12 protein-coding genes are annotated in these 13,417 nt (G+C 64.5%); 8 read left to right on the top strand and 4 right to left on the bottom strand.

The window, feature by feature from the left end:
• Positions 1-85: 85 nt before the first annotated feature.
• Complete coding sequence (locus tag BLT60_RS21210; RefSeq protein WP_090879951.1) at positions 86-1,993, bottom strand: helix-turn-helix transcriptional regulator; 1,908 nt, start codon at positions 1,991-1,993, stop codon at positions 86-88.
• A gap of 90 nt (positions 1,994-2,083) precedes the next feature.
• Positions 2,084-3,544, bottom strand: coding sequence for an aminotransferase class V-fold PLP-dependent enzyme (locus BLT60_RS21205; protein ID WP_090879948.1), 1,461 nt, complete (start codon positions 3,542-3,544; stop codon positions 2,084-2,086).
• Positions 3,545-3,655: 111 nt separating this feature from the next.
• Here BLT60_RS21205 and BLT60_RS21200 point away from each other — a divergent pair, with 111 nt between their 5' ends.
• From BLT60_RS21200 to BLT60_RS21165, 8 genes are all read left to right on the top strand, one after another.
• A complete protein-coding gene (locus BLT60_RS21200) occupies positions 3,656-4,120 on the top strand; it encodes an Lrp/AsnC family transcriptional regulator (protein ID WP_210185658.1) in 465 nt (154 codons plus the stop codon).
• Positions 4,121-4,480: 360 nt separating this feature from the next.
• Positions 4,481-5,674, top strand: a complete 1,194-nt coding sequence (locus tag BLT60_RS21195; RefSeq protein WP_175478573.1) for an amino acid ABC transporter substrate-binding protein — start codon at positions 4,481-4,483, stop codon at positions 5,672-5,674.
• A 100-nt stretch (positions 5,675-5,774) separates the two neighbouring features.
• On the top strand, positions 5,775-6,626 hold the full coding sequence (locus tag BLT60_RS21190; protein ID WP_090879944.1) for a branched-chain amino acid ABC transporter permease: 852 nt from the start codon (positions 5,775-5,777) through the stop codon (positions 6,624-6,626).
• Positions 6,626-7,591 (top strand): branched-chain amino acid ABC transporter permease, encoded by a 966-nt coding sequence (locus tag BLT60_RS21185; protein WP_090879941.1) that lies wholly within the window; start codon positions 6,626-6,628, stop codon positions 7,589-7,591. The genes BLT60_RS21190 and BLT60_RS21185 overlap by 1 nt, the downstream gene beginning before the upstream one ends.
• On the top strand, positions 7,588-8,337 hold the full coding sequence (locus tag BLT60_RS21180) for an ABC transporter ATP-binding protein (protein WP_090880274.1): 750 nt from the start codon (positions 7,588-7,590) through the stop codon (positions 8,335-8,337). The genes BLT60_RS21185 and BLT60_RS21180 overlap by 4 nt, the downstream gene beginning before the upstream one ends.
• Complete coding sequence (locus BLT60_RS21175; protein ID WP_090879937.1) at positions 8,330-9,037, top strand: ABC transporter ATP-binding protein; 708 nt, start codon at positions 8,330-8,332, stop codon at positions 9,035-9,037. Before BLT60_RS21180 ends, BLT60_RS21175 begins: the two co-directional genes overlap by 8 nt.
• A 48-nt stretch (positions 9,038-9,085) precedes the next feature.
• Positions 9,086-9,715: a cysteine hydrolase family protein gene (locus BLT60_RS21170; protein ID WP_090879934.1), complete on the top strand. Its 630-nt coding sequence runs from the start codon at positions 9,086-9,088 to the stop codon at positions 9,713-9,715.
• Positions 9,712-10,407, top strand: coding sequence for a TetR/AcrR family transcriptional regulator (locus BLT60_RS21165; RefSeq protein WP_210185657.1), 696 nt, complete (start codon positions 9,712-9,714; stop codon positions 10,405-10,407). Before BLT60_RS21170 ends, BLT60_RS21165 begins: the two co-directional genes overlap by 4 nt.
• A gap of 390 nt (positions 10,408-10,797) precedes the next feature.
• Here the strand turns inward: BLT60_RS21165 and BLT60_RS21160 are convergent, their stop codons facing one another.
• Together BLT60_RS21160 and BLT60_RS21155 are read right to left on the bottom strand one after the other, a co-directional pair.
• Positions 10,798-11,883 carry an ABC transporter ATP-binding protein gene (locus BLT60_RS21160; protein WP_090879931.1) on the bottom strand — a complete coding sequence of 362 codons (1,086 nt, stop codon included), beginning with the start codon at positions 11,881-11,883 and terminating at the stop codon, positions 10,798-10,800.
• A complete protein-coding gene (locus BLT60_RS21155; RefSeq protein WP_175478572.1) occupies positions 11,883-13,415 on the bottom strand; it encodes an FGGY-family carbohydrate kinase in 1,533 nt (510 codons plus the stop codon). Before BLT60_RS21155 ends, BLT60_RS21160 begins: the two co-directional genes overlap by 1 nt.
• Positions 13,416-13,417: the final 2 nt, after the last annotated feature.

Here is a 13,417-nt window from a genome sequence, read left to right as displayed (position 1 = left end):
CTTGTCTTTCGCCTGCCGATGATCGGACGCCGGGAATGGCGGGACAATACGTCCTTGGTATGGGTTTTTTGATTAGAAGTATGGGTTAGGTGGAAATCAGGCCGCGCGACAGGGCTTCCGAGACGGCTTCCCGACGGTTGCGGCAGTCCAGCTTGGCGAAGAGGCGGGTCAGATGAAACTTGACCGTAGGCGTCGCCAGCCCCAGGCGGCGGGCGATCGCCTTGTTGGGGAGCCCTTCGACAAGCAGCGCGAGGATGCGGCGTTCCTGCCGCGTCAGGCCGGCGCCGTCGTCGGCGACCTCCGGCGTGGCGTCGCCGAGGACCGCCGAGAGCCGGCGGGCCAGTTGCGGCATCCGCTTCAGCACATGGCGGAGCAATCGGTTGGTGACGGCCTCGGCGAGCACCGCCTGGTTTTCGCGATAGAAACTGGCGAAGCGCTCCGGCGGCGCCGCCTCGACAAGCCGCGCGAGCTGGCGCGAGGCCCCGTCTTCGTCGCCGTGGGCCAGCGCCGAGCGCACCTGGAGCAGCAGGATCTCGGCGAGCTGCCGGAGTGGCAGGTCGGCCCGGCGGGTGAGCGACGCCAGCGCCGTTGCGAGTTCCGTCGATCGCGGGTGCAGTTCAAGGCCCGAGGTCAGCAGGCCGATCTCGTGCGACACGCTGGCGGCCGACTCCAGGCGTTCGAGCATCTCGTCGGCTTCCTGGAAGCGCCTCGCCGCCTGCAACGCCCGGATCTCCTGTACCGAGATGAGGTTCTCGAACCGGTCGGAGCGCCGCTGGTGGACGCGCCAGCGGCGGACCCAGGCGATCGCCGCCGCGTGGGTTGCATGGGCCCCCAGCGCCGCGCGTCCATAGGTGAGGATCGGCTCGGCCATCGCCGGCCACAGTTCGCCCACCGGGATCGATTCCTCGACCGTCATCAGGTGGGAGACCCAGCCCTCGGGTGCGCCGGCCTCGTATTGCTGGATGAGGCGGAGGGACACGAGGAGCAGGTTGTCGTTGTCGGTGAGTTCGGGAGCCTGGCGCTTCAGCCGCGCGGCCCTTGCCACCGCCTCGCCCGCGGCATCGACATCGCCGACCGCCAGGTCGATGACGATCAGGTAGAGCTGGACGTAGAAGGCGAGGCCGTTGGCGCCGGCGCGCTCGAAATAGAAGAGGGCGCGTTGCGCCGCCTCGCCGGCTGCGGCCCACTGGCCCTGGCGCAGATAGACGTCGAGCGTCACATGATGCAGGAGCCCGGCCTCGACCGCGGCGGCGACCGGCACCCGCGCCAATGTGCGGTAGACCTGGTCCAGGCCTGCCTCGTCGACCGGCTGGTCCTCGTAGATCGCCTTGACGAAGCGGAAGGTCGCAAGCCGGTAATCGAGGCTCGACTGATCGACATCGAGCGGCGGAAGGCGCTGCCGGCCGAGGATGCGCTCGACGAGGATGTCGGCGCGCACGAGCTGGCCCGACTTCATGGCATTGACGACATCCAGCACCATCACGTCGGGCGGCCGTTCGGCATCGTCCTCCGGGAACAGGCTTGCCACCTCCCTCGCGCGCTCAAGGCCATGGATCATCGACAGGAACGCCCCGCCATTCTCCGCCAGGACGGCAAGCGCATCCCCCATCCGGCCTTCGCTGAGGTCGGTGCGGATGCGCGCGACGGGGTCATTGACCTGGCGGTAACGGGCGAGGGCGGACTGGAAGGCGGGACGAAGGGCCGGGTTGGAGATCCGGATATGCGTGGGACCGACATCGAGCAGCGGGCCGAGCGCGCGGATGTCCTGGACGAGCGGTGCGCTGGCGGGGTCGTCGCGCGGCACCCCGTCGGGCGCGCCAAGAATCTCCTGCAGCGCCAAGACCTGCCGCGGGGACATGAGCATCAGCGCCGCCAGGGCGAGGGTCTCCTCCGTCGCGGCTCCGTCGCCTTCTGCCGCGAGGGCTGGCGTCGGTTGCGGAGAATTCCCGTCGGTGTCCGGAGCCCGCTCGGACCGCCGTGCGGTATCCGGCATGGGGCATGTGTCCTTCAATTGTCCTCTGCCGCAAGCAAAGCACAAAGGCGGGTCTGTTGCAGCAATCGCTGCCGGCCGGATCCAGGCAGGTCAGGCGGCGTCGCCGAGCGGGATGAAACGCGCGGTGGCGGCGTCTGCCCGATAGGAGTCGATCATCGGATAGGGGGCGGCCGCGAGACTGTCGACGGCATTGATGATGAAGTCGGCCTTTGCGTCGTCGATCAGGGCGCTCAGGTTGAGTCGGGTCCAGCCGGGCTTGCGCAATTCATCGCCTGAGATGATGGCGGCGTGCAGCGCTTCGGAGGCCTGCCGGTCGATGCCGAGCAGGCGATGCGCGTACGGCCCGGCGCAGGCGCAGCCGCCGCGTGCCTGGATGCCGTAGCAATCCGACAGCATCCGCGTGAAGAGCTGCTGGTGGATGCTGTCGCCGCTGCGGACGTCGCGAATGCGAAGCGAAAAGATCGGCAATGCATGCCCGGCATGCGGGTTACCGAGGATCTCGATATTGGGGTTCTTCGACCAGGTTTCGATCGCCCGCCGGCGCAGCTCCGCGTGGCGCCGATCCATGAACGCCTCGCCGATCGCGTCCTTGACGATGAAGGCGAGCGCCGCGCGGATGTCGCCGACCACATTCGGCGTCCCGGCCTCCTCGCGAACCGCGATGTCGGTCGAGTAGCTGTGGTCCCAGGGCGAGACGAAACGGACTGTGCCGCCGCCGGCCTGGACCGGGCGCGCCCGGGTCACCGCCTCCTTGCGGACGATCATCACGCCTGACGCGCCGGGCCCGCCGGGGAACTTGTGCGGCGATACGACCACCGCGTCCTTCCCGGCGTCGGTGCCCGCGCAAACGTCGATGGGGAGGTAGGGGCCGCCCCCGGCATAGTCCCATACGGCCAGGGCGCCATGGCGCTTGAGCAGGCGGGTCACCGCCTCGGCGTCGGTCACGATGCCGGTGACGTTGGAGGCGGCCGAGAAGGCGCCGATCTTCAGCGCCTGTGGACCGGCTTCGATCAGCGCGGCTTCAAGCGCCAGGAGATCGGGACCGCCGGTTGCGGCTTCCGCGATCTCGATCACGTCAGCGCCGCTCTCCCGCCAGGGCAGGATGTTCGAATGATGCTCGTAGGGGCCGATCAGCACCACCGTCTTCCGTCCCGCGCGCCGGGCCTCGTCGGTGCCGAAGAGCGAGACCAGCCGGTTGATCCCGGCCGTCGCGCCCGAGCCGACGAACACGGTGGCGAAGCGATCGTCGGCACCGCAAAGCCGGGCGATCGCGGCGCGGGCGGCGCTGCGCAGGCGCGTGATGTAGGCGCCGCAATACGAGGCCTCGGTGTGGCTGTTGGCGTAGTAGGGCAGGACCGACCCGGCGATGAACGCCTCGACCTGCTGGAGCGCCCGCCCGGAGGCGACATAGTCGGCATAGACGAGCTTCCGCGGCCCGAAGGGACCGGGGATCTCGATCCCCTCGCCGACGATGCCCGCCCGAAGCGCCGCGATGCGGTCCGGGCCGGCGAGCGAGGCAGCGAAGGCGAGGAGAGCGTCGTCAGGCGGCATGGGAAAACAGTCCTTGAGGCACGAAATGGCTTGACGATCATATTCACAGTCGGGATCAATAAATTGGGCCTAAAATCCCCTTATAGCCACAAGACTTGGGTCATTTGATCGATGAAAATGCCCCGGATCGATGAATTCGATCGACGCATCCTGCGCGCGCTTCAGCGCGACAGTGCCCGATCGCAGCGTCAGCTCGCGGAAGAAATCGGCATGTCGCAGAACGCCTGCTGGCGGCGACTGAAGGCGCTTGAGGAATCCGGCCTGATTACCGGACACACCATCCGGCTCGACGGGGCCGCCGTCGGACTTGAGCTGACGATCTTCATGATGATCCGCACCCGCCAGCATTCCAGCCGGTGGCTCGAGACCTTCCGCAGGGAGGTATCGGCGATTCCCAACGTGATCGATTTCTACCGAATTGCCGGGGACTACGACTACATGCTGAAGGTCGTGGCGGCCGACATGAACGACTACGACCGCGTCTACCAACGCATCATCGCCAAGGTCGAGCTGGAGGCCGTGACGTCCTACACGACGATGGAAGCTATCCTCAACGGCCGCGACCTGCCGGTATAAGTTCGGGAGAACCGCGTTCGGAGATACCCGCGCACGGTCGACGTCCTTTCGCGATCGATAACGGGAGAAGGATGAAGCGTGAAGGAGCCCGGTTTGGTAGAGGGGAAGGCGCTGGGATCAAACTCTCTCTGTCGCGGAAGAAAGGGTGAACTCGGCAGAGCGAGAGAGAACTAAGGTAAGGTCAAGGACTCATTCCTGAACCGCATCCAACGAGCGCCATCCCAACAATTCCGACACTCATGAAACCTCAAGCTTGCCGTCGATGAAAGGCCATCTTGACGGGAGCGCCATCGTTGGTAAAGTTGAACTAACCAACTGGTTGTTTTTATGCCTCTGACTATATTTTTGAAGGAGAGCAGAATGCTCGTCGATCTGGTTAAAAAGACCGCCCTGGCGGCGACGATCTCCATCGGTTTCGGTAGCGCCGCGTTTGCGCAAAGTGGAGACCCGATCGTGTTTGGCGGCGTGCTGCCGCTGACAGGGTGGGGCGCCGATGCCGGCGAATACAATCGCCGTGGCTATGAGCTGTGGGAGAAGCAGGTCAACGCCGCCGGCGGCCTGCTCGACCGGCCGGTCGAGGTCAAGATCTACGACGATGCGTCCGATCCGACAACGACGGCGCGCCTCTACGAGCGACTGATCACGGAAGACGAGGTCGATGTCCTGCTCGCGCCGTGGAGCGACGACATGACCATGCCGGCGACGACCGTGGCCGAGAAATACGGGAAGCCGATGGTCACCGGCGGCGCGACGCTCGATGCCATCTGGGGCCGCGGCTACCAGCATGTGAATGGCCTGCTTCCGTCGAGCTACGACTATGTCGGTGTCCCCATGCGGTTCATCGCCGACATGGACGGCATCAAGACCGTCGCGATCCTCAACAACGAGCTGACGTATACGACCGGCTTCGGCGATGCGGCGGCGAAGAATGCCGAGGAGCTTGGTCTGGAAGTGGTGATGCACGAGACCTACGGTGCGGACACCACCGACTTCACCGCGCTCCTGACCAAGGCGCGCAGCGCCAACCCCGATCTCGTCGTTGGCGGCACCGGCGGTGAGGATGCGGTCCAGATCCTGCGCCAGGCGAAGGAGAACGACCTCAATCCCAAGGCCTTCTACTTCACCATCGCACCGGTCGATCCGGAGTTTGTCCGGCTGCTCGGCGACAGTGCCGAATACGTCTTCGGCACCACCGAATGGGAGCCGAGCCTGACCGCCCTCGAAGGCGTCGATGCCTTCATCGCCGGCTATACGGAAGAGTATGGCGAGGAGCCGGTCGAGGACGTGGCCACCTCCTATGGACTGGCCCAGGTGATGGCCGCTGCGGTCGAATCGGCCGGCGAACTCGACGATGCCAAGATCTCCAAGGCGCTTCGCACGCTGGAAGTCCCGACCGTCTTCGGAACCTACAAGGTCGATCCGGAAACCGGCGTCCAGACTGGCAAGAAGATCTACGTCATGCAGATCCAGGACGGCGAGCGTCACATCCTGGCGCCGGAAGCCAACGCAACCGCGACCGTGCGCTTCCCGACCCCGGCCTGGGGCGATCGCTGATCGTCGTCGCCTGACGGAAGTCACAGGAACCGGAGCGCGCGGCCGTGGCCGCGCGCTCCCTCGCCGAGAAGCGCCCGATCCGGGCTAGCGGAAGACACACGTGCCCGAACTCCTGACGATCCTTATCAGCGGCCTTCTGATGGGTTGCATCTACGCCCTTCTCGCCGGTGGGCTGACGCTCATCTGGGGAGTCATGGGGATCGTCAACCTCGCCCATGGCGAAGCGCTGATGCTCGGTTGTTTCGCCGCGCTCTATTTCGCGGCGACCGGCTTCGTGCCGCCGCTGGCCATCGTCGTCTTCGGGCCGCTGTTCTTTCTCTTCGGCGTTCTGCTCTACGTGACCATCATACGGCGCATCGTCAATGCGCCGGAACTGATGTCGCTGCTCCTGACCTTCGGCCTGTCGATCTTCATCAAGAACGTCGCCGTCCTCGCCTGGGGCGGTGAACTCCGCATCGCCAGCTACCTCGAAGGCAGCTTCGCCTTCGGTGGCATCTACGTCTCCAAGGCGCGGCTGGTCGCCGGCCTGATCGCCATCACCATCTCGCTCGGCATGTACGCCTTCCTGCGGTATGCGCGGCAGGGACAGGCGATCCGCGCCGTCGCCTTCAACCGGCGGATCGCCGAACAGTGCGGCATCAACGCCAACGCCATCTACATGATCGTCTTCGGTCTCGGTACCGCGCTTGCCGCGGCCGCCGGCATTCTCGCCGGGACCATCTTTGCCTTCACGCCGCTGGTCGGCGAGCAGTTCATTCTCAAGGCCTTCGCGATCACCGTCCTTGGCGGCATGGGCAATTTCCTCGGCGCCCTCATCGCCGCCCTCCTGCTCGGCGTCATCGAGCAGTCGGTGACCTATTTCATCGACGCCCAGATATCCGCCGCCGCGGCCTTCGTAATCATCATCCTGACGCTTCTTTTCAGGCCGCAGGGCATCCTGGGAAGTCGCTGATGCTTGCCGATATCATCGAGAATGCGAAGACGCTGCCACGGGCGTGGTGGATCGGCATCCTGGCTGCCGTCGGCTTCACCCTGGTCTATGCGCAGACCGGTTCGCCCTATTACCAGTCCTTCCTGATGTCGCTGGCGATGTATGTCGTGCTGTGTTCGAGCTGGAACATCATCTCCGGATTCGCAGGCTACATATCCTTCGGCCATGTCGCCTTCTGGGGCCTCGGCGCTTACCTCACCGCGATCCTGATCAACAATGCCGCGATGCCGTGGCCGGTGGCATTGATCGGCGCCGGCGTGATCACGGCGGCCTTCGCGGCGCTGATCAGCCACCCGCTGCTGCGACTGTCCGGCGTCTATTTCGCGATCGCGATGCTTGCAATGGCCGAAGCGGTCAAGGTGGTTGTCAGCTACGCCCGGCCGATCACCGGCGGCGGCGGTGGTATCTACCTGCGGCCGCTCATCGGTGTCGATGACGCGTTCCTGATGATGTCGCTCCTGGCGATCGTCCTCGTCGCGATGATCGCTTTGATGATGAAGACGCGATTCATCCAGTCGCTGCTGGCCATACGCAACAACGAGACGGCGTCGGATTCGCTGGGCATACCGACCGCCCGCACCAAGATGTTCGCTCTGGTGACCTCGGCATTCTTTCCAGCGATTGCCGGCGGCATCTACATTCTCAACACCGCCTTCATCGACCCGAAGACCGCCTTCGACATCTCCATCACCATCAACACGATCCTGATGACCGTGTTCGGCGGAATAGGCACCGTGCTCGGGCCGGTGCTTGGACCGATCGCCTTCATGATCCTGTCGGAAGGCCTGTGGACCAACTTCCCGTTCGTTCACAAGGCGCTGCTCGGGGTGATCATCATCCTCCTGGTGCTGTTCCTGCCGACCGGGATCGTCCCGGCCATCCGGAAAGTGTTCACCGGGCGCAAGGTCGCGCGGGGGACGCCATGAGCGACCCGCTGCTGTCCGTCCGCAATCTCAGCAAGCGCTTTGGCGGCGTGGTCGCCAATGACGACATCTCCTTCGACATCGCGGCCGGTGAACTGGTTTCGATCATCGGCCCGAACGGCGCCGGCAAGTCGACGCTCTTCAAGACGGTCTGCGGCGTGACCCCGCCGCGGAGCAAGCGGGGGCCGGACTCGGGCAAGGTCTTCTTCCGCGGCAGGGATACCAGTGGCTTTGCCGCCCATCGCATGTGCGAGGCGGGCCTGGCGCTGGTCTTTCAGGAGACCGAGCCCCTGAAAGGCATGACGGCGCTTGAAAACGCCGCGATCGGTGCGCTGGTCCGGACCGGAAGCTTTCACGAGGCGCTGAGGCTGGGCGGCCAGGCGCTGGAGCGCGTCGAACTCGGACATCGCGCCGACATCATGGTCGACGAACTCACCCTTGCCGAGCGTCGCCGGCTCGAGATCGGGCGCGCCCTTGCAACGGAGCCGGTCCTGCTGCTTCTCGACGAGGCGATGGCCGGATTGACCCCGACCGAGGTGCAAAGCGCCGTCGCGCTTGTCCAGCGCATCGCCGGCGACGGTGTAACGGTCATCCTGATCGAGCATGTGCTGCAGGCGGTGATGGCGGTGTCGCAGCGCATCATCGTCCTCGACCGCGGGCGCAAGATCGCGGATGGCACACCGTCCGATGTTGTCGCCGATCCGGCGGTCATCACGGCCTATCTCGGCAGCGAGTTGAGCAATGCTTGAGGTCGACAAGATCGACGTGTCCTACGGCGAGGTGCCGGCACTGCGCCAGGTGTCGCTGCGCGTCGAGAAGGGCACCATCGTCTCGATCGCCGGGGCGAATGGCGCCGGCAAGTCGACGCTGCTCAAGACCATCGTCGGCTACCTGACGCCGCGCAGCGGCGTCGTACGCCTGAATGGCGAAACGATTTCCGGCCTGCCCGCCTACCAGATTGCCCGAAAGCGGATCGCGCTGGTGCCGGAAGGGAGGGGGCTCTTCTCGGACATGACGGTCGAGGAAAACCTGGCGCTTGGTGCCTACAGCGTGCCGGATCGCGGCGTCATCGCAAAGCGGCGCGCCTGGGTCTACGAGCTGTTTCCGCGCCTCTCGGAGCGGTCCGCGCAGGTGAGTGGAACCTTGAGTGGCGGCGAGCAGCAGCTCCTGGCAATCGGGCGCGGCCTGATGTCGGGTCCGGAAATCCTGATGCTCGACGAACCGTCCCTGGGCGTGATGCCGTCCTTCGTCGACCGGATCTTCGAGGTGCTTGGAGAGATCCGGAAGTCGGGAACGACCATCCTGCTGGTCGAGCAGAATGTCGACCGCTCCCTGCGCATGGCGGACTACGCCTACATTCTGCAGACTGGCGAGGTGGTCCTCGAAGGCAAGGGCGAGGCGCTCTTGAAGAATGACATGGTGAGACACGCATTTCTCGGACTGGCTTGATCCCGCGCCACGGCAGCGGTACGCAGCCAAGCGTCACGGAGGTCGACGATGCCTTTGGAATTGCCCTTTGAGTTCGATCCCGGCCGTTCGGCCCTGGTGGTCGTCGACATGCAGAACGATTTCGTTCGCGAGACGGCGCCGCTGGAGGTTCCCGATGCGCGCAAGACGATCGTGCCGATCAACAACCTGATCGGAGCATGGCGCGCGCTCGGTCGACCGGTCATCTTCACCCACTTCCAGGCCGGCGAGACGCCGTCGCTGTTGTGGACCTGGTCGCGCCAGATTCATGCGCCGACCAATTGCTGCAAGGTCGGCTTCCGTCGGACCTATCCCGATATCGAGGGCGAACGCGACTGTATCGCCGTCATCGACGAGCTCGATTGTCGGCCGGAGGATCCCCGCATCGACAAATACTGGTACGGATCCTTCTTCCGCACCCCGCTCAAGGACATCCTGCTGTCTTATGGCGCCGACAGCATCGTCGTCACCGGAACGGTGACGCAGATCTGCGTCGAGGACACGGTGCGACAGGCCTTCCATGAAGGCTTCAAGGTCATCGTCGCGGAAGACGGCGTCTCGTCCTTCGCCCCGGACCTGCATGCGGCGACCCTGAAGAACATCGCGATGAAGTTTGGCGCCGTCGCCCCGTCGTCCGAGATCATCGCGGCGGTCCAGTGAAGCCTCAGGAAACGATCGACCGGCGTTACCTGCCACGGGTTGTCGCGAAGCGCCCCGTGGAGGCGCGGAAGCACGATGCGGAACGCACCAGGCAGGACATCCTCGCGGCGGCGATGAACGAGTTCGCCGAGCATGGCGACACCGGCGCCCGCATCGATCGCATCGCCGAGAATGCCCGCTGCAACAAGGCGCTGATCTATGCCTATTTCGGCAACAAGGAGGATCTGTTCGCCGTCGTCCTGCGCGAGGCCTATATACAGATCCGCGAAGGCGAGAAGCGCCTCGATCTCGACGCCCTCAGCCCGAAAGAGGCCATCGTCCGGCTCTTGCGCTTCACCGCGAAGCATTTCCACGACAATCCGTGGTTCATCCGTTTGCTGAACACCGAAAACCAGCGGGGCGGGCGCACCATCCGAAAGATGAACGGCCTGAATGAGCTGAACTCGCCACTGGTCAGGATGCTGGGCGAAGTGCTGAAGCGTGGTCAGGCCGAAGGCGTGCTGCGCAGCGATGTCGATCCGCTGCACCTTTACCTGTCGATCGCCGGGCTGTTCTATTTCCCGCTTTCCAACAGCTTCACGCTGTCGGCGATCTTCGACCAGGACATTGATTCCGACCGATGGCTCGAGGAGCGGATGAAGTGCGCCGAGGAGATGGTGATTGCGTATTTGAGTGTCGAGCGAAAGTCGTGAAGCGGCTCACCAGGGCCGACCAGAACGTCAACGCCATCATCCGGAACATCGCACCTGCGGGATTGGCGGAGGCGATAACAGGCGAGTGGAACGCTCGGGCGACGCACTGGAGGGAGAGAAACCCGGTTCTAACGTTCTCCACCTCGTAAGTTATTGATTTTGCTTGATCGTCGGTGTGTTTCGACGAGCAGATCAAGTTAACGCCACCTTGAGCTGCCTCGACGCTCGCCTAGACGTAGCGCGGCGTGATCAACCGGACCTCATGCCCATTCCGCATCCAGCCCAACAACCAGGCCATCGCGATCATCACCCTTGGTGTGAAGCGCCATGGCAGACGGTCGCCGGCCTGTCGCGCCCAACGCCCGGTTCACGCACGCCGGCGCCACACTCCTAAGTAAGTCGGCGTCCGGCTGCGTCGAACAAGAACGCGCGCGACGGCTCGATCGACAAGTGCAACGTTTGGTACTCTGAAATCGACCTGTTCAGCCGATGCTCGAGGATCATTCGCTGACCGTTCTTCAACGCACCATACGCGTAGGACACGCCCCCGAGATGTTCCCAGTATTCTACATCCATCGGGATGCTGTTTGGTGTCGCCTTGTCGGAAGCCGTGAGATGCTCCGGGCGAATAGCCAGGGTGACGGTGTCTCCAGGCTTCAGATCCTTTTCTGGGCGTGGATAGGCGAACGCCACCTCGCCGGGCAACTGTAGCAGCAACTGCTCCGCATTCGTCGCCGTCACGGTCGCCCTGATCTCGTTTATGCGGGGAGAGCCAATGAAGCCCGCAACGAACAGGCTTGTCGGATCGTCGTAAAGATCGAGCGGCGTTCCCACCTGCTCGATGATGCCATCCCGCAGCACGACGATCCGATCGGCTAGCGTCATCGCTTCGACCTGATCGTGGGTGACGTAGATGGTCGTGATGCCGATCTTCTTGTGAAGCTGCGCGAGTTCGACGCGCATCTGCACGCGCAGTTCCGCGTCGAGGTTGGACAGGGGCTCGTCGAACAGGAAGACCTGCGGCGAGCGGACAAGCGCCCGGCCGATCGCCACGCGCTGGCGCTGGCCGCCTGACAGTTGCGACGGCTTGCGATCCATCAAGGCGTCGAGTTGAAGCATGGCCGCGACAGGGTCGACCTTGGCGGCAACCTCGGCTTTGGACTGTCGCGCCATTCGCAAGGCGAACCCAAGGTTTCCGCGCACAGTCATGTGTGGATAGAGCGCATAGGACTGGAAGACCATCGCGATGTGGCGCTCGGCCGGATCAGTCCGCGTCACATCCTGGCCGCCGATGGTCAGTGCGCCGCTGGTAATTTCCTCCAGACCGGCGATCATTCGCAGGAGCGTGGACTTGCCGCAGCCGGACGGTCCTACGAATACGACGAATTCGCCGTCACGGACTTCCAGGCTCACCTCGTCGATCGCGCGGACGGATCCATAGTCCTTGCTAACGTTCGTCAGAGCAAGGCCAGCCATTATTGCTTTTCCTTCCGTTCTTCGGCCAAACGCTGAACCGCCCGTTCGACGTCTTGCAGGAGCGGCCGCAGCGTTGCCGCCGCCTGATAGGCCTGTTCGTAAAGTGCAAGCTTCAGCGCATAGACTTGATGCTCGCTCGGCTGCGGCTCAAACCGACGGCGAACGCCCGTGAAGCGTCCTGCCGCGGCCTCTGCAGAAGTGAAGGCCCCCGCGCCGAGGCCGGCGAGCACCGCCGCGCCGGCGCAAGCGGTGTCAGGTTCGTCGAGGCAGTCGATCGGCAGGCCGAGGATATCCGCTTTCATTTGCATCCAGACGTCGGATCGCGTCCCACCGCCGACCGCACGCAAGCCGGTGATGCCCATGCCGCGGTCCTTCAACCGCTGGAGTGCCAGCGCCTGTTCCATCGTCACGCCTTCGAGCGCCGCAAACGCCAGCGATCCTGAGGTGGTCGCGTAGTCCAGGCCGAGGATGAGTCCCCTGGCGCCGTCATCGGCAAGGACAGTTCCGCTGCCGGCAAGGTGCGGAACAACAATCGAAGTAGACGGTGCGTCGGGCAGATCGTCCAGCAATGCCGGCGTGCCGCTCTGCCCGAGAAGGCCGGCAAGCCAGGAAAGAACCCTGCCGCCATGCTGGCTGCCGAAAAGAAGAATGTCGCGTCCCTCGACGACGTGCGGGTAGGGGCTGATGTGCAAGCCCTCGAGGGAGTGCGAAATTTCTTCGGCGGGTATGGCTATCGCCTCGGTCGTGCCGACAGAGTAAAGCGCGCTAGCGGCTTCGGTCACCCCCGCACCCAGCATCGCGCAGGCCTGATCGTGTCCTCCGGAATAGAATTCGACCGCAAGGTCCAGACCGAACGCTGCCATTCTCTCTGCCGGGACCGTTCCGACGTAGCGCCCCGATGGCGCGACTGGCGGGAGGAGATCGCTTGACAAGCCGGCCGCGGCGAGAAGATCCGTCGACCAAGATCGGCGCTGAATGTCCAGAAGCCCCATACGGGCCGCCATCGAGTAGTCGATGACCGGATTCAGCCCGAGACTGCGCATGACGAACTCCCCCATGCAAAGCGCCTTGTCGGCGCGAGCCAATGGGCCATCCGGGGCATCACGGAACCAAAGGAGCTTGGCGAGACTGGTCAGGGCATTGAGTTCCTGACCTGCCGTCTCGGCAGCTTGCGCCGCGGCGTCATCGGCCTTCATCGCCGTGATCGCTTCCAGCCCGCGCGTGTCCATGCTCACCGGAGCCGGCGCGAGCGCGTGCCCATCCCCATCCACAAGGACAAAGGCTTCACCCTGGGCCGATATCGCGAGGGCAAGCCGCTCAAATCCCGCGAGATCCGGCGCGACTTGCGTGAACACATGCTTCACGGCGGAAAGGACGGCTTCAGGAGCGAGTTCCGCCCAGCCGGGCTGCGGGAACGACAGATGGTAATCGGTCGCGGCCTGCGTGATCCGGGTGCCCTCCGGCGTGTAGCAGACGACCTTGCAGCTGGTCGTGCCGATATCGAGACCCAGGAGCGCGATGCGGGAAGACATAC

It is taken from the genome of Bauldia litoralis (genome assembly GCF_900104485.1).
GTDB lineage: Bacteria > Pseudomonadota > Alphaproteobacteria > Rhizobiales > Kaistiaceae > Bauldia > Bauldia litoralis.
Note: the sequence above shows the minus strand (reverse complement) of the source record. Positions and strands in the feature narration are given on the sequence as shown.